At 60.5% G+C, this 22,684-nt stretch carries 21 protein-coding genes and 1 pseudogene; 7 read left to right on the top strand and 15 right to left on the bottom strand.

Features of this window, described 5'->3' with window-relative positions:
• Position 1 precedes the first annotated feature (1 nt).
• Genes flgN through OA90_RS08445 form a run of 3 tightly spaced genes read left to right on the top strand, consistent with a single transcriptional unit; the run spans position 2 to position 2,766 of the window.
• Positions 2-487, top strand: a complete 486-nt coding sequence (flgN, locus tag OA90_RS08455) for a flagellar export chaperone FlgN (protein WP_068409422.1) — start codon at positions 2-4, stop codon at positions 485-487.
• 28 nt (positions 488-515) lie between these two features.
• On the top strand, positions 516-1,859 hold the full coding sequence (gene flgK / locus OA90_RS08450; protein WP_068409419.1) for a flagellar hook-associated protein FlgK: 1,344 nt from the start codon (positions 516-518) through the stop codon (positions 1,857-1,859).
• Between the two features lie 10 nt (positions 1,860-1,869).
• The gene (locus OA90_RS08445) at positions 1,870-2,766 is read left to right on the top strand and encodes a flagellin (RefSeq protein WP_068409417.1); all 897 of its coding nucleotides are present in this window, start codon (positions 1,870-1,872) and stop codon (positions 2,764-2,766) included.
• Positions 2,767-2,968: 202 nt separating this feature from the next.
• Here OA90_RS08445 and OA90_RS28500 read toward each other — a convergent pair.
• The 7 genes and pseudogenes from OA90_RS28500 to OA90_RS08410 form a co-directional block, all read right to left on the bottom strand.
• Positions 2,969-3,067 (bottom strand): annotated as a pseudogene (locus OA90_RS28500) (IS6 family transposase); the annotation flags it as partial.
• Positions 3,068-3,242: 175 nt separating this feature from the next.
• Positions 3,243-5,840 (bottom strand): ATP-dependent chaperone ClpB, encoded by a 2,598-nt coding sequence (gene clpB, locus OA90_RS08435; RefSeq protein WP_068409413.1) that lies wholly within the window; start codon positions 5,838-5,840, stop codon positions 3,243-3,245.
• Between the two features lie 609 nt (positions 5,841-6,449).
• The gene (locus OA90_RS08430; RefSeq protein WP_082836916.1) at positions 6,450-7,196 is read right to left on the bottom strand and encodes a DUF4167 domain-containing protein; all 747 of its coding nucleotides are present in this window, start codon (positions 7,194-7,196) and stop codon (positions 6,450-6,452) included.
• A gap of 359 nt (positions 7,197-7,555) precedes the next feature.
• Positions 7,556-8,398, bottom strand: coding sequence for a peptide chain release factor N(5)-glutamine methyltransferase (gene prmC / locus OA90_RS08425; protein ID WP_068409409.1), 843 nt, complete (start codon positions 8,396-8,398; stop codon positions 7,556-7,558).
• Positions 8,399-8,401: 3 nt separating this feature from the next.
• Positions 8,402-9,475 (bottom strand): peptide chain release factor 1, encoded by a 1,074-nt coding sequence (gene prfA, locus OA90_RS08420; protein WP_068409407.1) that lies wholly within the window; start codon positions 9,473-9,475, stop codon positions 8,402-8,404.
• A 54-nt stretch (positions 9,476-9,529) separates the two neighbouring features.
• Entirely contained in the window at positions 9,530-11,797 is a 2,268-nt protein-coding gene (gene ptsP, locus OA90_RS08415) for a phosphoenolpyruvate--protein phosphotransferase (protein ID WP_068409404.1), read from the bottom strand.
• Between the two features lie 176 nt (positions 11,798-11,973).
• Positions 11,974-13,224, bottom strand: a complete 1,251-nt coding sequence (locus OA90_RS08410) for an aspartate kinase (protein WP_068409402.1) — start codon at positions 13,222-13,224, stop codon at positions 11,974-11,976.
• 229 nt (positions 13,225-13,453) lie between these two features.
• On the opposite strand from OA90_RS08410, the gene ubiG reads away from it, so the two are divergent.
• The 3 genes from ubiG (at position 13,454) to OA90_RS08395 (ending at position 15,631) form a co-directional block, all read left to right on the top strand.
• Complete coding sequence (ubiG, locus tag OA90_RS08405; protein WP_068409400.1) at positions 13,454-14,218, top strand: bifunctional 2-polyprenyl-6-hydroxyphenol methylase/3-demethylubiquinol 3-O-methyltransferase UbiG; 765 nt, start codon at positions 13,454-13,456, stop codon at positions 14,216-14,218.
• Positions 14,215-14,910 (top strand): alpha/beta hydrolase, encoded by a 696-nt coding sequence (locus OA90_RS08400; RefSeq protein ID WP_068409398.1) that lies wholly within the window; start codon positions 14,215-14,217, stop codon positions 14,908-14,910. The genes ubiG and OA90_RS08400 overlap by 4 nt, the downstream gene beginning before the upstream one ends.
• Before the next feature lie 217 nt (positions 14,911-15,127).
• A complete protein-coding gene (locus OA90_RS08395; RefSeq protein WP_068409396.1) occupies positions 15,128-15,631 on the top strand; it encodes a hypothetical protein in 504 nt (167 codons plus the stop codon).
• Between the two features lie 135 nt (positions 15,632-15,766).
• Here the strand turns inward: OA90_RS08395 and OA90_RS08390 are convergent, their stop codons facing one another.
• The 4 genes from OA90_RS08390 to OA90_RS08375 form a co-directional block, all read right to left on the bottom strand.
• Entirely contained in the window at positions 15,767-16,282 is a 516-nt protein-coding gene (locus tag OA90_RS08390; protein WP_068409394.1) for a DUF1178 family protein, read from the bottom strand.
• A complete protein-coding gene (locus tag OA90_RS08385; RefSeq protein ID WP_068409392.1) occupies positions 16,279-17,133 on the bottom strand; it encodes a carbon-nitrogen hydrolase family protein in 855 nt (284 codons plus the stop codon). Before OA90_RS08385 ends, OA90_RS08390 begins: the two co-directional genes overlap by 4 nt.
• Before the next feature lie 146 nt (positions 17,134-17,279).
• On the bottom strand, positions 17,280-17,537 hold the full coding sequence (gene grxC, locus OA90_RS08380; RefSeq protein WP_068409390.1) for a glutaredoxin 3: 258 nt from the start codon (positions 17,535-17,537) through the stop codon (positions 17,280-17,282).
• Positions 17,538-17,675: 138 nt separating this feature from the next.
• On the bottom strand, positions 17,676-18,455 hold the full coding sequence (locus tag OA90_RS08375; RefSeq protein WP_208986039.1) for a ComF family protein: 780 nt from the start codon (positions 18,453-18,455) through the stop codon (positions 17,676-17,678).
• 129 nt (positions 18,456-18,584) lie between these two features.
• Between OA90_RS08375 and OA90_RS08370 the strand changes: the two genes are divergently transcribed.
• Positions 18,585-19,478 (top strand): methyltransferase domain-containing protein, encoded by an 894-nt coding sequence (locus OA90_RS08370; protein WP_068409388.1) that lies wholly within the window; start codon positions 18,585-18,587, stop codon positions 19,476-19,478.
• A 53-nt stretch (positions 19,479-19,531) separates the two neighbouring features.
• Here OA90_RS08370 and OA90_RS08365 read toward each other — a convergent pair whose 3' ends face one another.
• The 4 genes from OA90_RS08365 to OA90_RS08350 form a co-directional block, all read right to left on the bottom strand.
• The gene (locus OA90_RS08365) at positions 19,532-19,762 is read right to left on the bottom strand and encodes a Flp family type IVb pilin (RefSeq protein WP_244274568.1); all 231 of its coding nucleotides are present in this window, start codon (positions 19,760-19,762) and stop codon (positions 19,532-19,534) included.
• A 90-nt stretch (positions 19,763-19,852) separates the two neighbouring features.
• On the bottom strand, positions 19,853-20,254 hold the full coding sequence (locus OA90_RS08360) for a (deoxy)nucleoside triphosphate pyrophosphohydrolase (RefSeq protein WP_068409794.1): 402 nt from the start codon (positions 20,252-20,254) through the stop codon (positions 19,853-19,855).
• Positions 20,255-20,381: 127 nt separating this feature from the next.
• Positions 20,382-21,623 (bottom strand): bifunctional glutamate N-acetyltransferase/amino-acid acetyltransferase ArgJ, encoded by a 1,242-nt coding sequence (argJ, locus tag OA90_RS08355; RefSeq protein ID WP_068409378.1) that lies wholly within the window; start codon positions 21,621-21,623, stop codon positions 20,382-20,384.
• A 188-nt stretch (positions 21,624-21,811) separates the two neighbouring features.
• Complete coding sequence (locus tag OA90_RS08350; RefSeq protein WP_068409376.1) at positions 21,812-22,675, bottom strand: peptidylprolyl isomerase; 864 nt, start codon at positions 22,673-22,675, stop codon at positions 21,812-21,814.
• Positions 22,676-22,684 lie beyond the last annotated feature (9 nt).

The following is a 22,684-nucleotide window of genomic DNA, read 5'->3' as shown; positions in this document are numbered from 1 at the left end:
CATGCCGAGAAAACCCGAAAAACGCATGAACGTGATCCTGTCGCCGGCCGACATCATAAAGGTCGAGGCCACCGTCGAACGCGCCATTCAGGTCGCCGAAGACCTTTACGCGGTGACGGAGGAGGAGAACCGGCGGCTGAAGAGCGGCCGGCCCGCCACCGTCGACGATCTGCTGGAACGCAAGCAGAAGCTTGCCACGGAACTGGAGGCATTCCTGAAATCCTTCAAGGCGCAGAGCAATGTCTTCCTGCTGGCCTCTCCGGAAAAATTCACCAGGCTGCAGCACAGCAACGAAAAGCTGACGCGGGCCCTGTCGGAAAACAGCCAGAACCTGATCCGCGCGCTGACGGCCAACCGCCGCAGGGTGGAGACCATCATGCGGGCGATTCGGGAAAATCAGGCTGCCAACTCACGCTACGACAAGACCGGGCGCTACGGCAGCCAGCCGTCCGGGCCGCTTTCGATTGGCCGTCGCTACGAGGTCTGAACCGGCATAACCTGGAGGGACAAGGGCCATGACAAGCCTCAACACGGCAAGCTATATCGCGGCCAGCGCCCTGACCGCCAGCCAGGTGCAAGTGTCGGTCACCTCCGCCAACATCGCCAACGCGGACACCGAAGGCTACACCGCCAAATCGGCGACCGTGTCGTCACAGACCACCCTGGGCTACGGCGCCGGCGTCTCCGTTTCCAACATCTCCAGCAGCGTCAGCAAATACCTGCTGGAGGACCTTTTGGGCGCGACCACGGAAACGGCGGGTGCGACCGTGACGGCGAACTACCTCAACAGTCTGCAGCAATCCTTCGGCACGACCACAGGTGACGACGGCGACGGCAGTTCGCTAGCCAACACGATCGCGAGCTTCGAGAGTGCTCTGACCGCGCTGGCGGAAACTCCGGAAAGCGAAAGTCTCGCGAGCGCCGCGGTCTCCGCGCTTGAAAATGTTGCCTATCAGCTCAACAGCCTGTCTTCGGACATCAGCAAGCAGATCGATCAGGCAGACGACGAGATCGGCGACGCGGTCACGGCCGCCAACGAGGCTATCTCGACGATTGACGCGCTCAACGAACAGATCGAGACGGCTGTCGCGCGCGGAGACAGCACGGCCGATCTGGAAGACCAGCTCAATACGGCGCTGGTTTCCCTGTCAGAGCAGATGGAGATCTCGACGTTCAAGACGGAGGGCGGCACGGTCAAGGTCTATACGGGCGACGGCCAGATCCTCCTGGGCGACACTGCGCACCTGCTCTCCACCGGGACAGGAACGGAGGGACAGACGACGATCTCCGTCAACGGGACGGATATCACGGAGGATCTCGACACTGGCCGGCTCGGCGCACTGATCGAACTGCGCGACCAGACCCTGCCGGCTAGTCAGGAGATGCTCGACGAATTCGCGACGACCTTCATCGACACTCTGAACGCCGTCAGCTCGAACCTGTTGACCGGCACGGGCGCTGCCGATATCACGGTCAGCGATGCCGTTCAGGCAGATCCCGCTTCGATTTTGGGAGACACGCTGCCGTCCGAAGTTGCCTACGCGATGCTGGATACCCTTCAGCTGGACGCGAACTTCGATGCGGCCGGGGGGCTTTCCGGTGGCGAGATGACCTTCGCCGATTATGCGAACGAAATGCTGGGCGATGTCGTCTCGAAGACGAATGCCGCCCAGACGCGGCTGGAATTCGCCGAAAACGAACTGACCACCGTATCGGACACCATTTCTTCGATGTACGGCGTCAACGTGGACGAGGAACTGGTCCGGTTATCGGAACTCGAACAGCTCTATTCGGTCGCCTCGACGCTCCTGAGCGTCGTGCAGGAAATGTTCGAAGATCTGATGGCGGCGGTGCAGTAGGAGTGGACTCATGGTCATGCGGGTTGCGACGTTCAGTCAGTCCTCCACCATTTTGCAGAACGCCCTGCAGACACAGGCGAAGCTTGCGCAGAACCAGGAACAGCAGGCGAGCGGCTATCTTTCCAGCGACTATGCGGACCTCGGCTCGTCCGCGGTCACGCTCGTGGACCTGGAAGTCTCGGTTACAAGGTCGCAGGCCTCGATCGACGCCGCCGAAGATGCGCTCGCCCGGGTCGAGATGACCTATTCTGTTCTTGGCGGTATCAGCGACGTGCTGACCTCCATGCGCGCAAACACGGCCGGAATCATAACCGAAGACGACCTGACCGGATTGCAGACGGTCGCCGCAAGCTACCTGGAAGACATTGCCGCGCTGCTCAACACGCAGCTTGCCGGGCGGTACATCTTCGCCGGCAGCACTACCCAGGAGGCGCCGGTCGACCTGGACGCCTATCAGGCCGACAATCTGACCGGCGTGAACACCAATTATTATATGGGCGACGATTATGAGCAGTCCGTCCGTCTCAACTCGGACCGGACCCTGGACTACGGCGTGACCGCCAATGCCGACGCCATCGAGGAGGCAATGCGGGCGCTCTCCTATGCCGCGACCGCTGCCCCCCTGACGATGGACGACCTGGAAATGCTTTCCGACCTTCTCGTCAACGCCCAGGACGGGATCATCGCCCTGCAGAGCATCGCGTCGACGGCCGCGGCCAGCCTGGAAAGCTTCATTTCCACCGAACAGGACTATATCGCCACCGCTGGGGAGATAATTACCGACGTCTCCTCCGCCGACGTCGCCCAGCTGATTGTGGAAGCCTCGAATTACGAGGTTCAGCTCGAAGCCAGCTATGCCGCGCTCGGCTCGTTGAACAACACCTCCGTGCTCGATTACTTGTTCTAGGGCGTGTCGCGTTTAGACGGATTCACCTGTTCTGGTAAACACCCGAGGCAGTGTTTGCATTGCAAATGCGTTCGGGTGGCTTCCTGAATTCAATTGAACGCGACATTGACCAGAGACATTGCCAACTTGTGCTGGTCGGTCAGCAGGGGGCATGTCGCAGAGATTTCTGGCAGGTGCAATTATCCTGCAACTGGCTGCAAGTTCATGCGTTGTTGACTTTCTTAAGTCCGAACAGGCGCGCGATGAGATCATTCAGATCGTTGTCCGTCCAACCACCGGAGCAGCCGAAGCCTTTCCTCCAGCCATCAAGGGTGCCGTTGACGAAGTTTGAAAACCCCTCCCCAAACAGGAGAGATCCGTCCAGCGGCGAAACTTGCGACAGGCCCGTTCCGGATCACGCAATGACGAATTTCGGTTAATCAGCATTCAGCCCTCCAGTCGTTTCCGACTGGAGGGCTGTCTTTTCATTTCGGCTATCAGGCTGCAGCGCTCTCGCTACCACCGACCTGGAACAGCAGCCGGTCCCCGCCTGCGGTGACATCCACCGTCTGACCGTCGAGGATTTCGCCGGACAGCAACTTTTCCGCCAGCGGATCCTGAACGTCCTTCTGGATCACGCGTTTCAGCGGACGCGCGCCATAGGCCGGGTCGTAGCCTTTCTGGGCCAGCCAGCCGAGAGCACCGTCGTCCAGATTCAGCGTGATCTTGCGGTCGCCGAGCAGGACCCGGAGCCGTTCGAGCTGGATCTTGACGATATCGGCCATCTGCGAGCGCTGCAGACGATGGAACAGCACGATCTCGTCAAGCCGGTTGAGGAATTCCGGACGGAAATGCCCCTGGACCGTACTCATGACCTCGGATCTGACAGCATCCGTATCCTGGCCTTCCGGCTGGTTGACCAGATACTCCGAGCCGAGGTTCGAGGTCATGATGATCAGCGTGTTGCGGAAGTCCACGGTCCTGCCCTGACCGTCGGTCAGCCGGCCATCGTCAAGCACCTGCAGCAACACGTTGAACACATCCGAGTGGGCCTTCTCGATCTCGTCGAAGAGAACCACCTGATAAGGCCTGCGGCGGACGGCTTCCGTCAGCGCACCGCCCTCTTCGTATCCGACATAGCCGGGAGGAGCACCGATCAGCCGGGCGACTGAATGCTTTTCCATGTATTCCGACATGTCGATCCGCACCATCGCGCTGTCGTCATCGAACAGGAAGCTGGCAAGCGCCTTGGTCAGTTCGGTCTTGCCGACGCCGGTCGGGCCGAGGAACATGAACGAGCCGATCGGCCTGTTGGGATCCTGAAGCCCGGCGCGCGCCCGGCGAACCGCTGTTGCAACCGCACGGATCGCTTCAGACTGACCGATCACCCGGCCGGCCAGAGCATCTTCCATGCTCAGAAGCTTCTCGCGTTCGCCTTCCAGCATCTTGTCAACCGGAATGCCCGTCCATTTCGAGACGACCTGGGCGATGTGGGCCGGCGTAACCGCCTCGTCCACCATGGTATCCGTCTCTTCGGAGGCTTCAGCTTCGGCCAGCTTGCGCTCCAGGTCCGGAATAACGCCATAGGCAAGCTCACCGGCCTTGGTGAGGTCGCCGCGACGCTGCGCGATCTCCAGATCGGTGCGGGCTTGCTCGAGCTGCTCCTTGATTTTCTGTTCAAGGTTCAGCTTGTCCTTCTCGCTCAGCCAGCGTCCCGTCAGGGCCTGCGACTGTTCTTCCAGGTCCGTCAGTTCCTTTTCAAGCCGCTCGAGCCTGTCCTTGGAGGCGGCATCGTCCTCCACCTTCAGGGCCTCGCGCTCGATTTTCAACTGGATGATCCGGCGGTCCAGTTCGTCCAGTTCTTCCGGCTTGGAATCCACCTGCATCCTCAACCGGCTGCCGGCTTCGTCCATCAGGTCGATAGCCTTGTCCGGCAGGAACCGGTCGGTGATGTAGCGGTTGGACAGGGTTGCTGCGGAGACGATGGCGGAATCGGTGATACGCACTCCGTGATGAAGTTCATATTTCTCCTTGATCCCGCGCAGGATCGAAATCGTGTCCTCGACCGTCGGCTCGCTGACGAAAACCGGCTGGAACCGTCGGGCCAGCGCGGCATCCTTTTCCACGTGCTTTCTGAATTCGTCGAGCGTCGTTGCTCCGACGCAATGCAACTGGCCCCGGGCAAGCGCCGGTTTGAGAAGGTTGGAGGCGTCCATCGCCCCGTCTGCCTTGCCGGCGCCCACAAGCGTATGCATCTCGTCGATGAACAGGATGATCTTGCCGGCCGCCGCGTCGACCTCGGACAGGATCGCTTTCAGCCGTTCCTCGAATTCACCACGGTATTTCGCGCCGGCAATCAGCGAGCCCATGTCGAGCGCCAGAAGCTGCTTGTCCTTCAGGGATTCAGGAACGTCGCCGTTGATGATACGCAGAGCCAGACCTTCCGCAATCGCGGTTTTGCCGACACCGGGTTCGCCGATCAGCACCGGGTTGTTCTTCGTGCGGCGCGACAGCACCTGTATCGTCCGGCGGATTTCCTCGTCCCGGCCGATCACCGGATCGAGTTTGCCTTCCCGGGCTACCTGGGTCAGGTCACGCGTGTATTTCTTCAGCGCCTCATACTGATTTTCCGCCGTGGCACTGTCGGCCGTGCGGCCCTGACGCAGCTGGTTGATCGCTTCGTTCAGTGCGTTCGGCGTGATGCCGTGACGTTTCATGAGCTTGCCGGCCTCGCTCTCGCCATCCATGGCCAGCGCAAGCAGCAACCGCTCGACGGTCACATAGCTGTCCCCCGCCTTCTCGGCGATTTTCTCCGCCTGTTCGAACAACCGTGCGGTGGCCTGAGCCATATAGAGCTGGCCAGCCGCGCCGGAAACTTTCGGCATCTTGTCCAGAACGCCTTCCAGGTCGCCCTTGAGCACCTTGGACTGGCCCCCGGCCCTGTCGATCAGCCCGCTGGCCATGCCTTCCGGGTCATCCAGAAGCACTTTCAGAATATGTTCGGGAGTGAACTGCTGATGGCCCCTTCCAAGCGCGAATGTCTGCGCCGACTGGACGAAACCGCGAGCCCGCTCGGTGTATTTTTCAAAGTTCATAATGTACCTCCTGTCCGTCCGCACCACCCGAAGCATGGGGAACGTTATGGGATACGGACCCCTGCTGCGGGCATCCGCACAACGCTTGTAATCCCGGAACGGATCGCGAGCCTTGCTTCCATAATATAGTGTTGCATATTCATCACAAAAGCCCCTGGATCAACAGATCTTCAATCGCAATCGCTTGGAGGGCAAAAAGGTGACCGATTTTGGAGCACTTGGGCATTTTATCTGCGCCCGGCTGAGAGCGGATTGATCCAGGTCACGCACCAATGCGGAATTCGCTGTCCAAACAGAACGGCGCCCTTTCGAGCGCTGTTCAGACTGCTGACAAACCCTCAGTTCGTCATTCAGGACAAGTGCAGCAACGCTGCACGCTGATCCGGAACCGGGCATTTCAGCGCGAGCGCAAACGAGCACCAGAGCAAGTCAAATATTTGAAATCATGAATAAAGACGCGCCTGCAGCGCAAAGTCAGCGCTGGGTTTCGGCTCTGGCAATGCAACTGCGCTGCAGACCGTCCAAAATGACCGCCTGAGTTTGTCAACAAGCTAAACGGCGCTCTTTCGAGCGCCGTTTTCACAAATTGAGCTGTATTGATTGACCGACCTATTCGCCCGGCGTCAATTCGCTTGCAGTTGAAGCCTCACCCGAGGCCTCTTCCGGAGCCTTGGCCCGGCGGGTTCGAGCGGGACGGCGCTGGGGTTTCGGCTTTTCCTCACCGCCCGGCGCTTCCGCGGCCTCGGCAGGGACGACAGCCGGTTCGGCTCCACTCTCGGCAGACGAAGTTGCTGCTCGGCGTGGCATGCGCGTGCGGGGAGTGCGTGCCCGGCGGCGAGGTTTTTCCTCGGCTCCGGCCTCTTCCCCTTCAGCTTTCTGCCCGGCGCCATTTACCTGGCCTTCCGGATCGATCAGCGGCATGTCTTCAATGAAAGGCTGCGGGCTGTCGCTATCGACGAGATCCTCGTCGGCAACTGAAACGCGCTCCCGGTCACGGTCGCGGTCCTGCTGAGGACGCTCCGAGCCGTTCGTTGCCCCGGCGCCGTTTGCCGGCGCGTTGTCGAAGCCTTCCTCGGACTCGCCGCGATTGGACGGGTGAGCCATTTGCGGCTGCGGCTGTGCTGCGGCCACGATGCGGAGATAGTGCTCTGCATGCTGGTTGTAATTCTCGGACATCACCCGATCGCCGGATGCATGCGCATCTCGGGAAAGCTGCTGATACTTCTCCGCGATATGCATCGCTGTGCCGCGGATTTTCACATCAGGACCGTTCGATTCGAATGTCCGGGTTAGCGGATTAGGACCCTTGCGACCCCGTCCCCGCATGCGTTTATTGCTTTGATTTCCTGGTCTCATCCTGCCGTTTTCTCTTGCGGAACGGCGGTCAGCATGCGCTGACCCAACATCGGAATTGCGTAAAACCGATACGAAATAATTACCGAAACCAACAGTGCTGGTTAGCGGCTGTCACTGAAAACTCACGCAGGCGCCATAGGCCACCGGCCAACGCTTTGTCTTTTTCCTCGACAGTCCGAAACACCGGATAGTCCGATATGCAACGATTACCAAAACGCTAAATCTGCATTTGGCCTAACGCTGCCGGATGCGTATGCCCCGCTGATCGCTGATCACATATCCGGTCTCGGCGAGTTGAACCTAACCGTTTCCGTCGCGATTTCCAAGTGCTTTTTCACCTTGGGAACAAAAGGATTGAATCACGGCTTCCGGGCAAGTGCGACACGGTCGTTCCCGGAAAGATCCTTAATGATTTCAATTGCTACAAATCCATGATGCCGCAACTGTTTTTTCAGGTAATCCGCCTGATCGTAGCCGATCTCCAGGGCGATCCCGCCACCCGGCCTCAACAGGACAGCAGCATCCGCGACGATGCGCAGATAAGCCTCGAGTCCACTGTCTCCACCATCAAGCGCAAGGAGCGGATCGTGCTGATTCACCTCCCTGTCCAGACCGGCGAGGACCGAGGAACGGATATAGGGGGGATTGCTGACCACCCAGTCCAGTCCGGCACCCAGGCATGACGTATAATCGGCGCATACCGGATTGAACCGGTCCTCGACATCGTGCAGGGCGGCATTGCCCAGCGCACATTGCAGCGCTTCTTCGGACAGGTCGACGGCGATCATCCGGTAGCCGGGGCGTTCGGCGAGAAGTGTGACGGCAATGGCGCCCGAGCCCGTGCCGATATCACACATGACACCGGCCTCCTGCGGATCGACGCGCGCCAGCACGGCATCGACCAGGGTTTCCGTATCCGGACGCGGTTCCAGGGTCGCCGCATTCAGGGCGAATTTTCGGCCGTAAAAATCCCGTTCTCCCAGGATCCGCCCGACCGGCATGCCATTGAGACGCAGAGTTTCATAAGCCAGTGCGCGGTCGGCATTTCCCTCAGGTATATCCTCGTCCTCCCTCAGAACGAGAGCGGACACCGGCACGTTCAGCGCAGCGCTGACGAGCACCCTGGCATCCAGGTCCGGTGTCGCCAGTCCCGATTGCCTGAACCGGTCCCGAACCTGCCGGTAAAGCTGACCGATCCGCATCGCTCAGGCATCTTCAGAGGCAAGCAGATTGGCCTGATGGTCCATGATCAGGGCATCGATGACCTCGCCGAGCGCCTCGCCGGCAACGATCTGCTCAAGCTTGTAGAGCGTCAGTCCGATCCGGTGATCGGTCACGCGTCCTTGAGGAAAATTATAGGTCCGGATTCGTTCCGACCTGTCGCCGGAGCCGACCTGCAGCCGCCGGGCTTCGGTGCGTTCGTTCGCCGTGCGCGCGCGTTCCTCGTCATAGATGCGGGCCCGCAAAAGCTGCATGGCGCGCGCCTTGTTCTTGTGCTGCGAGCGTTCGTCCTGCACGGCGACGACGATCCCTGTGGGGATATGGGTGATGCGGACGGCGGAATCGGTGGTATTGACGTGCTGTCCACCCGCACCGGAGGCACGGTAGGTGTCGATGCGCAGATCGCTTTCCTGAACATCGATATCGACATCCTCGGCCTGGGGCAGCACGGCGACGGTGGCCGCCGATGTGTGAATGCGCCCGCCCGACTCCGTCGCAGGGACACGCTGAACCCGGTGCACGCCGGATTCGAATTTCAGCCGGGCAAAGACATTCTCGCCGGAAACCGAGGCAATCACTTCCTTGTAACCGCCGACCTCGCCTTCGCTGGCGGACAGGACTTCCACCTTCCAGCCCTGGAGTTCGGCATAGCGCTGATACATGCGAAACAGGTCGCCTGCGAACAGAGCCGCCTCATCGCCACCCGTTCCGGCGCGCACTTCCAGGATCGCATCGTTGGCGTCCGCCTCGTCCTTCGGCAGCAGGCCGATGCTCACGTCCTTGCTGAGGCTCTCCACACGTTCGGCAAGCTCGTCCCGCTCCAGTTCCGCAAGTTCGCGCATCTCCGCATCGGACTCCGGATCCGACATCAGGGACTTCGCCCCTGCCAGATCCTTCTCAGCCTTGAGGAGCTCGCGAATTTTCGCGATCAGTGGCTCCAGCCCGGCATATTCGCGGGAGAGTTTCACGTAAGCGGCGGGGTCCGGATTCGACGACATCATATGTTCGATTTCGGCGAAACGGTCCAGCAGACTATCAATTCTATGACGCGCCAGCATACGCGCAAGGTCTCCCGAGGTTGACGTTAAGAAGTGGCGTTACGCCCGTTTTGACTAAAGAGCAACATCCATGTCTGCGGCGAAGCGCTTCAGGACATCCCGAATGTTGCTGTCCTCGTGCCCGGGCTCCAGCCGTGGCAGAAGGCGGGCGGCCAACCGGCCGGCATCGAGCGTGCGAAGCATCGCCTTCACCGGTCCGAGGGACGCGGGCGACATTGACAGGTCCCGGTACCCCAACCCCATCAGCGCCATCGCCTCCAGAGGCCGGCCGGCCAGTTCGCCGCACAATGTCACCGGGACATGAGCCTTATTTGCCGCATCGACGATGGATTTCAAGGCCCGCAGGAAACCGACACTCAACGTATCGAACCGTTCTGCGACCCGGGTGTTGCCCCGGTCGACCGCACAGAAGAACTGGAACAGATCGTTCGAGCCGACGGAAACGAAGTCCACATAGGACATCAGTTCCTCCAACTGGAACAGGAGCGAGGGTACCTCGATCATGACACCGAGCCGGATCGTGTCGGGAGCACCGTGGCCATGGCGGCGCAGATGCTTGAGTTCCTTGTCGACCAGTGCCTTGGCTTGCAGGAATTCCCCGACCTCCGCGACCATGGGGAACATCAGCTTCAGTTCCCGCCCAGCAGCGGCTCTCAGCAATGCACGGATCTGGGTGCGCAACAGGCCGGGCCGGTCAAGCCCGAGCCGCAGGGCGCGCCAGCCCATGGCCGGGTTTTCCTCCTGAATGGAGCGCAGATAGGGAAGAACCTTGTCGCCGCCGATATCGAGAGACCGGAAGGTCACCGGTTTTCCGTCCGCCGCATCCAGAACCTGGCTGTATTGCGCCTGCTGTTCCCGCATCCTCGGAAAGGATGAGGCGACCATGAACTGAAGCTCGGTCCGGAACAGGCCGACACCGGCGGCGCCCGCTTCCGCAAGATGCGGAAGATCGACCAGCAGGCCGGCGTTCATCTGCAGCGAAAACTCGACCCCGTCCTTGGTCACCGAAGGCTTGTTGCGCAAACGCCGGTATTGCGCCTGTCGCCGCGCCCGGAACCGGACCTTCTCGGCATAGGCGTTTTCCAGGTCGGTGGCAGGGCGAAGATGCACTTCTCCCGTGTCCCCGTCGACGATGATTGCATCGCCGCCATCGGCCAGACCGACGATGTCGTGCACCAGCCCGACCATCGGAATGCCCAGGGCCCGCGCCACGATTGTCACGTGGCTCGTCGGCCCGCCTTCCTCCAGCACCAGCCCGCGGATCCGGTCGCGCCCGTAGTCCAGCAGTTCCGCGGCGCCCATGTTGCGGCCCACGATAATTGCGTCCTGAGGCAATTCGTCGTGGCCGGGTCCGTGTTCGCGTCCCATCAGCTCACGGATGAGCCGGTGCGCCAGATCATCGAGATCGTGCAGGCGTTCGCGAAGATAAGGATCGGTCTGACGCAGCATGCGCGCCCGCGTATCGCTTTGCACCTTCTCGACCGCCGCTTCAGCGGTCAGGCCGTTGCGGATCGCTTCCTCGATCTTGCGGATCCAGCCGCGATCATAGGCGAACATGCGATAGGCTTCGAGCACTTCGCGGTGTTCGCCGGTCGCGGCGATTTCCCCGCTGGCCAGAAGATCGTCGATGGACAGGCGCAGCCGGTTGATGGCCCCGTCAAGACGGGAACTCTCGCGCTCCGTGTCCTCGGCGATCAGATTTGTGATGACGACGCGCGGCTCGTGAAGAACCACATGACCGAGCCCCACACCTTCTGAAAGTCCGGTGCCGGTGGAGGTGATCGGCCGGGAAAGATCCAGCCCGGTCGCCTTCTGGGAAATCGCCTCCAGCTCGCCCGCAGCCACCATTTCGGCGATGACCATCGCCGTTGTCTGCAGCGCTTCGACTTCGTCTTCCAGGTAGGTGCGGTGAGACTGGTTCTGCACGACCAGAACGCCAAGCGTGCGCCCTGCCCGCAAGATCGGCACGCCCAGAAATGAATTATAGGCTTCTTCGCCTGTTTCCGGCAGATAGGTGAAGCCTGGATGGGCGCTGGCGTTCGGCAGGTTCAAAGGGCGGGCTTCGGCTGCAATAAGACCGACAAGGCCCTGACCGACCCGCAGGGACGCGTTGTGAACCGCCTCGCGATTCAGGCCTTCCGTCGCATAGAGCTCCAGAACACCATCCGCCCGCAGAATATAGACCGAGCAGACTTCGGCGACCACATTCGACGCAATAAGCACGACGATCTTGTCGAGTCGCTCCTGCGCCGTGATCGGCTCCGCCATGACTTCCCGAAGCCGGCGGAGCAGCAGGCGCGGTCCGGCTAGGTTGCTGCGCATGGCGCCCCCGTTTGATCCCGCTTCACACCAGAGCTCCCTGCGTTCGTTCGATCGCGGACAGGCTGCTCCAACACTTTACAACAGATCGACTTGTGGCCCTCCGGCCGTTTTCGATCGGATGCCCGTTGATCCTGCTACCGGCCCCAATCCCTGCCGGCACCAACCGGCCGGATGAACTATCCGTCCAACCCGTATAGCGAATGCAGAGTCCGCACCGCAAGTTCCGCGTATGCTGAATCAATGAGCACGGAGATTTTGATCTCCGATGTGGTGATGGCCCGGATGTTGATCCCCTTTGAGGCCAGCCCCCTGAAACACTGAGCTGCGATCCCCGCATGAGAGCGCATTCCGATACCGATGACGGACACCTTGACCACGTCGGTGGCGCCTTCCAGATTCTGGAATCCGATCTCCGCGCGATTGTCCTCCAGAACCTTTTTAGCCCGTTCATAGTCGCCTTCGGGAACGGTAAAGGTGATATCCGTTGTCTTTCCGTCCGGCGAAATGTTCTGGACGATCATGTCCACATTGATGTGGCCATCGGCCAACGGTCCGAACACGGATTCGGCGACGCCAGGCTTGTCCGCCACGTCGCGGAGTGAGATCTGGGCTTCGTCCTTGGCATAGGCAATGCCGGTGACAACCTGCTGTTCCACGAGTTCGTCCTCGTCGCAAATAAGAGTACCAATCGGAAGGCCGTCGTTACCGACCTGCGGTGCATTCGGATCATCGAAGCTGGAGCGTACGAAGGTCCTCACACCGTGAATCATCGCCATCTCGACAGAACGGACCTGAAGAACCTTCGCTCCGAGTGATGCCATTTCGAGCATCTCCTCGAAGGACACCCGTTTCAGACGTTTCGCCTTGGGCACGATCCGGGGGTCTGTCGTATAAACACCGTCGACATCCGTATAGATATCACATCGGTCGGCCTTGATGGCAGCGGCGATGGCAACCGCGCTGGTGTCGGATCCGCCGCGACCCAGCGTCGCGATCCGGTTCTCCGGCGACAGCCCCTGGAAACCGGCAAGCACCGCGACCTGCCCCTGTTCCAGCCGTTCCGACAGCAGACTGCCGTCGATTTCCCGAATCCGCGCCGCGCCGTGATTCTCATCTGTCCTGATCGGCACCTGCCAGCCCTGCCAGGAGCGCGCGTTGACGCCCATGTCCTGCAGAACGATGGCCAGCAGGCCTGAGGTTACCTGTTCACCGGATGCAACCACCGCATCGTATTCCCGGGCGTCGTGAAGTGGCGACGCTTCGCGGCAATATTGCACCAGCTGATTGGTCTGCCCGGCCATTGCCGAAACCACGACCGCGACCTGATGGCCGGCATCCACTTCCCGTTTGACATGGCGGGCGACATTGCGGATGCGATCGAGATCGGCAACCGAAGTCCCGCCAAATTTTAAAACCAGTCGGGCCATACCACTCGTATTCTTCTCGTCGGTTCATGAAGCGCTTGAAGCGCCGGATGGATCGGCGCACATGCATACAGGCTGCATTGCTTTGCTGCAACCACGCTTGGAAGCTATTACCGTGACCGGATTTGCTGCCGGTCCGGCTTGACAAACAGCCAATGAGGCTGAAACGACAGCTGATGAAAGTCCAACTGGCCGCACTCCCCTGCGGCTCGACGTCTGAAAGGACCGTCCTATGACAGACAAGGCACGAGAAAACTCCGGCACGATCGACACCGAAGAGGTCGCCCGCTTTTCCGCGATGGCCGAAGAATGGTGGGATCCGGCGGGCAAGTTCAAGCCGCTGCACAAGTTCAACCCGGTTCGCCTCGCCTACATCAAGCAGGAAGTCTGCCGCCGGTTCGACAGGGATCCGAAGGCCTCCGACGCCTTCAAGGGATTGCGCTTTCTCGACATCGGCTGCGGCGGCGGGCTGCTGTGCGAACCGATGGCGCGCCTTGGCGCGGAGGTTGTCGGCGCCGACCCGTCCCAAACCAATATCGAGATCGCCAAACTGCACATGCGCAGCTCCGGCCTTGACATCGACTACAGGACCGAAACAGCCGAAGCGCTGGCGGCCGCAGGCGAAAGCTTCGACGTGGTGCTGAACATGGAGGTCGTCGAACATGTCGCCGACGTACCCCTGTTTCTCGAGGCGACCGGAAGCATGGTCCGGCCCGGCGGCCTGATGTTTGTGGCAACCATCAACCGGACCCTCAAGGCCTATGCCCTGGCCATCGTCGGCGCGGAATTCGTGCTGCGCTGGCTGCCGAAGGGGACGCATTCCTATGAAAAGCTGGTGAAACCGGAGGAAATCGAAACCCCGCTCGGGCAGGCAGGCCTGACGATTATCGACCGCTCGGGAGTGAGCTACAATCCGCTGACCGACAGCTGGGCCCGCTCGCGGGACATGGACGTCAACTACATGCTGCTTGCGGAAAACGGAGAGGCCGCCAAATGAGCGACCCGATAGTCTTTGTTCCCGGCCTCCTGTGCACCGAAGCGCTTTTCGCTCCGCAGATCGTCGCCTTCGCGGATCGGCCGATCATGGTGGCCAATCACCGCGAACACGACAGCATCGAGGCAATCGCCGCCGCCATTCTGGAAAATGCGCCGGATCGGTTCTCCCTGATCGGCCTGTCGATGGGCGGCTACATCTGCATGGAAATCATGCGCGAGGCGCCGGAGCGGGTCGGAAAACTGGCGCTTCTCGATACCAATGCCCGCGCGGACACACCCGACCAGTCGGAGCGGCGGAAATTCCTGATCGACCTGACACGCAAGAAGGGATTCTCGAAGGTTCCGCACCTGCTTTATCCAGGCTTCGTCCATGAAAGGAGGGAAGAAGACGCAGAACTCAGGCAGATTGTGGTCGATATGGCGATGGAAACCGGTCCGGACGCTTTCATCCGCCAGCAGACCGCATTGATCGACCGCATCGATGCCCGGCCCAGGCTTGCGGACATTACCTGCCCGGCCCTCGTGCTGGTCGGCGACGGGGACAGGCTGACGCCACCACCGGTGTCCCGGGAGATCCATGAGCGGATTTCCGGAAGTGACTTTGTGGTCATCGAAGGCAGCGGACATTTGTCGACCCTTGAAGAGCCGGACACGACAACAGCCGCGCTGAGAGACTTTCTGAACCGGCCCTGACACCGATCCCCTGGCGCCAGACCCAGGGGATTATTGCGTTTCTGTCACAGTTTCACCGGCTTTTGATCCCCGTCAATGATGTGACGTGAAGACATCGTAGAGTGGAGCTGAGGGGCAAGTATCCGCCGCGCCTTCGCAGCGGGTCGAGGAACGGACGGGCTTCGACGGCTGGACAGCCAGCCGGTCGAAGCTGACCGACAACAGCGGAGTTTGTGACATGCCTTCCAAGCGTAATACGGATGCCTTCGATTTCAGCTCGATGATGCCCCAGTGGCCGATGCCCTCCTTTTCGAACTGGAACTTCGCGGAACCCGAAGACCGGATTGAGGCCAAGGCCGTCGCCGGCGTCCAGAAGATGAGCCAGACGCTGTTGTCCCACACCGGAAAAGCCTTCGACGACCAGATGAATTTCGTCACCCACCGTCTGCATGAAGACGTCGAGTGCGCGAAAACCCTGAGCCAGTGCACGGCGCCGGAAGAGACGATTGCAACGCTGCAGGCCTTCTATTCGAAGATGGCGAACGAGTATCAGGAACACTTCGCCAGACAGGCGGCTCTGTTCCGCGACAGCTTCTCCGAAAATGCCGCCGCTGTTGAAGAACTCAACGAGACGGCGATTGAAAGCGTCACCGAACTCGGCAAGGCTGCGGGCGACAGCCTCAAGGAAGTTCGGACCAAAGCCGCAGCAGGCCGGAAACCGGCCGCGAATTCAAAAAGCTGACAGCTTCAGCATTCGGTTCCGCCATGCCCTGAAAATCCGAAGCCATCCGCGTCTGTCTGAACGCGGATGGCTTCGGTGTCTGGGAAAGGCCGGGAAATCGGGCTTAATCGAATGGCGTCAACCGGCCGGCTTGTTTCAGTTCTTGTCCTCAGGCAACTCGGGCAGCGGAAGAACGGCAATGCCCTCGTTAATCAGGGCTTCCGCGTCCTGCGAAGTGGTTTCGCCGTAGATGCTGCGCGCCTCCGCTTCGCCATAGTGCATTTTACGGGCTTCATCGGCAAAATCCCGGCCGACATTTTCCGAATTCTCGACAATGCGGGCGCGCACCTCACGCAGCGCCTCGACGATTTCCTTTTGCCGGACATCCACCGGAAGAAGAGCCGAAGGCTGCATCGAGGCGGCAGCGGGCTTCGCCGCTGCGGGTGCAGGCGTCTCCGCCGGAGGCTGATCCGTGGTGGCGGGAACGGACATGGTTTCCCTGGTTCTGGATGTCGACACCGAAGGCGCCATCAGCCCTTTTTTGATATCCACCGCCCCGCAGATCGGGCACCCTACCAACTGACGGTCGCACTGCGTTTCAAAATCGTGTGAATTCCGGAACCAACCTTCGAAACTGTGGGCGCTGTCGCAAACGAGCGTGTATTTGATCACGCCGTTTCCCCCTTCAGCTCTTGGGCGACTTCACAAGTGAAGTCCCGCTCATTGGCAATGGCAGGGATACGCTGGCGCGCCTTGACAACTTCATCCGTGTCGATGCTCGCCAGCAGGTGACCCGGCGCATCATTGTTCATTTCCGCGATCACGGTCCCCCAGGGATCGACGATGAGGCTGTGCCCGTAGGTCTCCCGGCCATCCTCATGCGCGCCTCCTTGCGCCGCGGAAATAACGAAGGCGCCGTTCTCGATAGCGCGTGCACGCTGCAGCACATGCCAATGGGCTTCACCGGTCTGCCGTGTAAAGGCGGCAGGTCCGGTCAGGATCTGCGCACCGGCACGCGCCTGTGTGCGGAATATCGCCGGAAAGCGGATGTCGTAACAGATCGCCATGCCGAGCCGCGCATAAGGCAAGTCAGCGACCACGGAACGCCTGCCTGGCTCATAGGTCGCCGACTCGCGCCAGCTTTCGCCGTTGGGCAGGTCCACATCGAACATGTGGATCTTGTCGTAGCTTGCCTGGATCTGCCCGTCCGGTCCGATCAGGAAGGCCCTGTTGGCGACCTTGCCGTTGCCGGCCAGAACGGCCAGGGACCCGATGTGAAGACAAATGCCAAGCTCCACTGCCAGCGGCCGCGCCATTGCCAGGAAAGCATCTTCTGCGGGTTCTGAAATACGCTCCATCAACTCTTCGCGGCTGCGCACCAGCACATTCGACATTTCCGGCGTCTGAATGTAGTGCGCTCCATCCTTTGCAGCCGCGCGGATCAGTCCTTCGGCCACATTGGCGTTCTCAGACGGTGTCTTGCCGCTGCGAAGCTGGATACATGCTGCGATAAACGAGGGCATCGGAGGCCTTCCCTGCGGTGGGTGCGAGAAAATAAGGTTGCCGCCACATCAACCTGCATTCATACGCCATCTTATGAAAGCAGAAAAAGGTGATCAATCGTAAAGTCTTAGATGCCTCTCCACCTTCTCCCGGCTTAAGCGCCAGATCAGGACGCGAGCAGGGCGTCCAGTTTTCCGGCCCGCTCCAGGGCATGTAACTCGTCACAGCCACCGACATGCGTGGAGCCGACAAAGATCTGCGGAAAGGTGGAACGGCCATTGGCTTTCTGCACCATTTCCTTGCGCAGACCCGGACTGAAGCTGGCATCGAATTCCGTGTAGTCGGCGCCCTTCTGGTCCAGCAGCCTCTTGGCGGCTGTACAGAACCCGCAAAGCTGGCGCGTATATATCACCACTTCAGCCATTCATTTTTTCCTTTTGCCTGCCGGAACGGAGGATGCGTGCTTACAGGAACGGCGGAATTGTCCCGCCAGATCCGAACCGTTCGATAACAAATCCCGGCGGTTATATGCGGTCGCAGCACGGAAACTCAAGAGCCGGCTTCAAACCGACAGGGCGCCGTCTGCGGAACGAATCGAGGGATCAGCAAGGGCGAAGGTGAGAACATTCACCGAGGCGGCTCCCGATGCGAGCAAAACCTTGCAGCAGGCGGAGACCGTCGATCCGGTCGTCATGACGTCATCGACCAGGACAACGTGGCGCCCCTGTAACGCCCCGACCCGCGCAGCGTCGATCGAAAATGCGGACCGGACGTTCTTGTGGCGGTCTTTTGCCGACAATCCCACCTGCTGGCGTGTTCGCTTTTTTCGCTTCAGGAGATCCGGTTCGAACTCACCGCCGCAATTCCGCGCGACGGCCTTTGCCAGATCCGCCGACTGGTTGAAGCGGCGGGACAACAGGCGCAGCCAGTGCAGGGGAACCGGAATGATGAGACTGTCCCGGTCGAGAAACTCGCTCCCGCTCCGGCTCATCCAGCACCCCATGGATCTGGCGAGCTCGCGGCGTCTGGAGAATTTGAGCGCCAGAACCAGTTGCCGGGCCGGACCTTCGTAAAAAGCCACCGACCGCAAGCGGTCGAAAACAGGCGGCGAGGCAATCGCCCTTGGGCTCCAGGCTCCGTCCCCGACATCATAGGTGAAAGGTATTCCCAGCCGGTGGCACCATGGCTTTTCGATAAAGTGCATGTCCTGCCAGCATTTTGGACACAGGCTGTCTTCAGATGCGACCTTGGCCTCGCAGCAAAGACACCGCAGAGGCAACAGAAAATCCAGCACCATCCCCGCCGCCGTACCTGGAGCGGAGATCAGGTTTTTTCCGATCAAGGGCGAATGCCACACCTCTGCAGACCTCTCCAATCGCCTCCAAGGCCAATTGCCGATAGTGGCAGTCTTTGACCTTCCGCTCCGGATACCATATGTGACCGGCCATGTTCTGACAAAGGCCGAGTTCACGTGACAGCACAACCAGACCTGTTCGACCGGACGCTTTTTCGACGCCGGCGCGAGCGCGCCCTGCGGGCCGCCAAACCCGGCGCCGATTTTCTCCTGCAGGCTGTCGCGGACGACCTGGAAGACCGGCTCATGATGGTCAACCGCAGTTTCCGAACGGCGGTGGACCTCGGCGGTCATACCGGCCTGGTCTCGCGCGCTGTTTCAGGCTCCGGCAAGGCGGAAAGCCTCATCCGGGCGGATCTGTTCAGCGCCGATCCGAACCTGCCCGCCCCCGATCTCGTCTGCGACGATGCGGCACTCCCCTTCCGGGACCAGTCGGTCGATCTGATCGTTTCCGCGCTGAATCTGCAATTCGTGAACGACCTGCCTGGAAGTCTGGTTCAGATCCGCAGGGCACTTGCACCCGACGGCCTGTTTCTGGCAACGCTGCCTGGCGCGGGAACGCTCACGGAATTGCGCGACTGCCTCACAAGGGCGGAACTGGAAATCACGGGAGGGGCGGCGGCCCGTGTCCTGCCGTTCGCCGACACACGCGATCTCGGCGGCCTGCTGCAACGAGCGGGTTTTGCGCTCCCGGTAACGGATCTGGACACGCTCACAGTCCGCTACGACACCATGTTCGCCCTGCTCGCCGACCTGCGCGCGATGGGGGCGACGTCGGTTCTGAAGGACCGAAGCCGGACGCCTCTCACCGGAGCGATCCTGCTGCGGGCCGCGGAACTTTATGCGCAGAACCACAGCGATCCGGACGGCCGGATCAGGGCGACATTCGCCCTTGTGACGCTTTCGGGGTGGGCGCCGCATGAAAGTCAACAGAAACCGTTGTCTCCAGGTTCCGCCAAATCCAGGCTGGCGGACGCACTCGGCGCGCAGGAACGAAAGATCGGCGAATAGCTCCGGCCGACGTTGGCGGTCATCTGTCTGGCAGGCAGGCGGGAAGGCTGCAATCAGCTGGTGTCTTCATCGCCGCCGCCCGTGGCCTCGGTAATGGCTTCCGTGATCGCGCCGTAAATATTATCTGTCAGAGAATCCCCGACCGCACCCAGTCCTGCAAGAACGACAACTCCGATAAGAGCTGCGATCACGGTATATTCAATTGCGGTCGACCCGGTTTCATCCCGGACAAGGCGCTTCAGAAGGCGCTCGGCCTCCCGGTAGCAAGCTGACGTCCTCAACACTGCGAACACTCCCCACCAGGATCAAACTGATCGAATGCGGTTAACCGCCGGATCAAAAAAGGTCTGCGTCGGCCTGAACGCGGATACCAGCTAGACCGCTTCCAGAATATGCGGGATGAGAGGCTCATCGGCCGCCGGCATCGGATAGTCCCGCAGCCGATTGGCTCGAACCCATTTCAGAGCCTGACTTTCCAGGCCCCGGGGCACACCGTCCCATCTGCGGCAGATGAAGAGTGGCATAAGGAGGTGAAAATCTTCATAAGCGTGGCTGGCGAAGGTCAGCGGTGCGAGGCACGCTTCCTTAACCGTGATGCCGAGCTCTTCGTCAAGTTCCCGGATCAGGGTTTCCTCCGGACGCTCACCGTCTTCGACCTTTCCCCCTGGAAACTCCCACAAACCCGCCATGGATTTACCCTCGGGCCGCTGCGCCAGCAGTACGCGCCCATCCACATCGACAAGAGCGCAGGCCGCGACAAGTACGATCTTGGTCATGGTCGGTGTCCAGTTCTGAAACATTTGTTCAAACTGCCGTCAGGCAATTCCGGTCGAAAGCTGCAAATTTACGAAAATTGTTCCAAGGCGCCCATATCGAAACGCTCCGGTGGAATGTCACCCGCATCTAACTGCGGTAATCGCCGTTGATTGCGACATATTCCTTGGTGAGGTCGCAAGTCCAGACGGTTGCCTGTCCGGCGCCCAGGCCCAGATCCACCCGGATGACGATATCTTCCTCTTGCATCACCGCCGAGGCCGCCTCTTCACTGTAGGCGGGGTCTCTTTCCCCATCGACCGCAACCCGGATGTCTCCAAACCAGATCGCCAGCCGGTCCCGGTCCGCCGGTTCTCCGGCTTTTCCGACAGCCATGACCACACGGCCCCAATTGGCGTCTTCACCGGCAACGGCGGTTTTGACGAGCGGCGAATTGGCGACCGACAACGCGATCTTCTTCGCCGAAGCGTCGCTCTCTGCGCCCTGGACGCGAATCTCAACGAATTTCCGGGCGCCTTCACCATCGCGAACAATCTGGTGGGCCAGATCCAGCATCACATCCCCGAGCGCCGCACGCAGGGTGTCTACCCGCGGGTCGTCCAGAGACTTGACGGGAGCAACCCCTCTCGCAGCGGCGGTTCCGGTCGCGAACAACAGGACGGTGTCGGATGTGGAGGTGTCGCTGTCGACCGTAACGGCATTGAAGCTGCCGCCGGTTTCACCGCTAAGCAATGCCTGCAGCACATCCGGCGCAATGGCGGCATCGGTGAAGATGAACGACAGCATGGTCGCCATATCAGGCGCGATCATCCCCGCGCCCTTTGCGATGCCGTTGATCGACACCGTCTTGCCGTCCAGGTCGACACTCGCGGTCGCCACTTTCGGGTAGGTGTCGGTCGTCATGATCGCCCGGGCCGCGTCCAGCCAGCCGGCACTGCCCTGATCGTTTTTCAGGTCTTCGACCACATGGGAGAATTTTTCAGCCGGAAGCGGTTCGCCGATCACGCCGGTTGAAGCCAGGAAGATTTCCGCCTCACTGCTGCCAAGGGCGCCGGAAACGATCTGCGCTGAAAGCTCAACCGCGGCCTTGCCTTTCTTGCCGGTAAAGGCATTGGCATTGCCCGAGTTCACCAGAAGTGCGCGCGCCTTGCCGGCGGCGAGCCGGGCCTTGCACCAGTCCACCGGCGCCGAGGAACATTTCGACTGTGTGAACACGCCGGAAACGGCCGTGCCTTCGCTTAGCGTGGCAAGCAGAACATCCGTACGGCCCGTGTATTTGATACCTGCCGAAGCGGTGGCGAATTGGACACCCTCGATCTCCGGCATCTCCGGGTAGGACTTGGGGGCAAGGGGGGAAACGGTCGTCGGCATGGAAGATTTTCCGGCACTCTTGGTCAAGTTTTCAACTTTTCATCCGTTTCCGGAAGAGAAGCCGCCTGATCTACCCAAAAGCGCTGAAGCGGCGCAAGCCTTTTCAAGTCTCGTTCAAGTCTTGTCCGTCATACACAAAACCCGGCAGCTGAATGCCGCCGGGTTTAATTACCATCGGAATTCGACGATCACTCGGTCTTTTCGCCGTCTTCAGCCGGCTGAACAGGTGCTACGTCGAGAATTTCAACCGGCATCGCGTCCCTGAGCTCGGCCATCCGGGCTTCGTACCGATCACGGAAAATCTGCTGACGCAGAGAGTCACCGACCTGATCGAGAGCGGGTTTTTCCTCACGGCGGGTCTCTTCCAGCTTGATGACATGCCAGCCGAACTGGGTTTCCACCGGTTCTTTTGTATAACTGCCCGGTTCGAGCGCGAGAGCCGCTTCTTCAAACGGCTTGACCATCTGGCCTTTTTTGAAAAAGCCGAGATCGCCGCCATTGGGACCGGATGGGCCGGTGGATTTTTCCCGCGCCAGTTCGGCGAAGTCCGCCCCACCGTCCAGTTCAGCGACCAGCGCTTCGGCTTCCGCCTTCTCCTTCACCAGAATATGACGGGCGTGCAGTTCCTCTGCGCCCTCGAAATCGGCGAATTGCGCGTCGTAGGCTGCCTGAACGTCTTCGTCGGAAATCGTTCCACCGATTTTCTGGGCAAGATAGGCATTCCGCAATGCCTGCAGTTCAAGGAAATCCAGCTGTCTTTGGAAATCCGGATCCTTGTCCAACCCTTCCTGACGGGCCGCCTGCGCCATCAATTCCATGTCCACCATGGCATCGAGCAGGAGCTGACGCCATTGAGCGGGCGGGAAACGCTGCAATTCCTGGCCGGCATCCTGGGCTGCAAACGCAAGTTCGGCTTCGGTGATTTCTCCATCGCCGACCTTGGCGACCACATCGTCCGGCTCGGCGGCATGAAGGGTCGCGGATCCGAGCGACATGGCCAGGAGTGAAACGGCAAGTGCCTGAACCGGCCTGCGCATCGAAATTCGGAGCATGAGACGTCC

The organism is Labrenzia sp. OB1 (assembly GCF_001624695.1).
In the GTDB taxonomy this organism is placed as follows: domain Bacteria; phylum Pseudomonadota; class Alphaproteobacteria; order Rhizobiales; family Stappiaceae; genus Roseibium.
Note: the sequence above shows the minus strand (reverse complement) of the source record. Positions and strands in the feature narration are given on the sequence as shown.

What these genes read in the sequence shown, in the direction of transcription:
- prmC (WP_068409409.1), bottom strand. Translation starts at nt 8,398, where the DNA reads ATGCGGATCGGTCAGCTTTACCGGCAGGTTCGGGACCGGTTCAGGCAA.
- flgK (WP_068409419.1), top strand. Translation starts at nt 516, where the DNA reads ATGACAAGCCTCAACACGGCAAGCTATATCGCGGCCAGCGCCCTGACC.
- flgN (WP_068409422.1), top strand. Translation starts at nt 2, where the DNA reads ATGCCGAGAAAACCCGAAAAACGCATGAACGTGATCCTGTCGCCGGCC.
- ubiG (WP_068409400.1), top strand. Translation starts at nt 13,454, where the DNA reads ATGACAGACAAGGCACGAGAAAACTCCGGCACGATCGACACCGAAGAG.
- OA90_RS08395 (WP_068409396.1), top strand. Translation starts at nt 15,128, where the DNA reads ATGCCTTCCAAGCGTAATACGGATGCCTTCGATTTCAGCTCGATGATG.
- OA90_RS08360 (WP_068409794.1), bottom strand. Translation starts at nt 20,254, where the DNA reads ATGACCAAGATCGTACTTGTCGCGGCCTGCGCTCTTGTCGATGTGGAT.
- ptsP (WP_068409404.1), bottom strand. Translation starts at nt 11,797, where the DNA reads ATGCGCAGCAACCTAGCCGGACCGCGCCTGCTGCTCCGCCGGCTTCGG.
- OA90_RS08385 (WP_068409392.1), bottom strand. Translation starts at nt 17,133, where the DNA reads ATGCCCTCGTTTATCGCAGCATGTATCCAGCTTCGCAGCGGCAAGACA.
- prfA (WP_068409407.1), bottom strand. Translation starts at nt 9,475, where the DNA reads ATGCTGGCGCGTCATAGAATTGATAGTCTGCTGGACCGTTTCGCCGAA.
- OA90_RS08350 (WP_068409376.1), bottom strand. Translation starts at nt 22,675, where the DNA reads ATGCTCCGAATTTCGATGCGCAGGCCGGTTCAGGCACTTGCCGTTTCA.
- clpB (WP_068409413.1), bottom strand. Translation starts at nt 5,840, where the DNA reads ATGAACTTTGAAAAATACACCGAGCGGGCTCGCGGTTTCGTCCAGTCG.
- OA90_RS08400 (WP_068409398.1), top strand. Translation starts at nt 14,215, where the DNA reads ATGAGCGACCCGATAGTCTTTGTTCCCGGCCTCCTGTGCACCGAAGCG.
- argJ (WP_068409378.1), bottom strand. Translation starts at nt 21,623, where the DNA reads ATGCCGACGACCGTTTCCCCCCTTGCCCCCAAGTCCTACCCGGAGATG.
- OA90_RS08410 (WP_068409402.1), bottom strand. Translation starts at nt 13,224, where the DNA reads ATGGCCCGACTGGTTTTAAAATTTGGCGGGACTTCGGTTGCCGATCTC.
- OA90_RS08445 (WP_068409417.1), top strand. Translation starts at nt 1,870, where the DNA reads ATGGTCATGCGGGTTGCGACGTTCAGTCAGTCCTCCACCATTTTGCAG.
- OA90_RS08430 (WP_082836916.1), bottom strand. Translation starts at nt 7,196, where the DNA reads ATGAGACCAGGAAATCAAAGCAATAAACGCATGCGGGGACGGGGTCGC.
- grxC (WP_068409390.1), bottom strand. Translation starts at nt 17,537, where the DNA reads ATGGCTGAAGTGGTGATATATACGCGCCAGCTTTGCGGGTTCTGTACA.